We start from the raw sequence: 246 nt of genomic DNA, 5'->3' as shown, positions 1-246 counted from the left end.
CCTAATGAAAGAACATGAAGTAAAATGTCCTGATTGTGGTAGTGAAGCGTTCACTGAAATCCGTCAGTTCAACTTAATGTTCAAAACCTTCCAAGGTGTTACAGAGTCTAGCACGAACGAAATCTTCCTTCGTCCTGAAACCGCACAAGGTATTTTCGTAAACTGTAAAACCGTACAACGCTCTATGCGTAAAAACCTTCCATTTGGTATTGGCCAATTCGGTAAGAGCTTCCGTAACGAAATCAC

1 pseudogene is annotated in these 246 nt (G+C 41.1%); it reads left to right on the top strand.

What is annotated here, in order from left to right:
* Positions 1-246, top strand: a pseudogene (locus tag JDS82_RS29325) (glycine--tRNA ligase); the annotation flags it as partial.

Origin of the sequence: Bacillus cereus group sp. N14 (assembly GCF_016483555.1) — a bacterium.
Taxonomy (GTDB): Bacteria; Bacillota; Bacilli; order Bacillales; family Bacillaceae_G; genus Bacillus_A; species Bacillus_A wiedmannii.
Note: the sequence above shows the minus strand (reverse complement) of the source record. Positions and strands in the feature narration are given on the sequence as shown.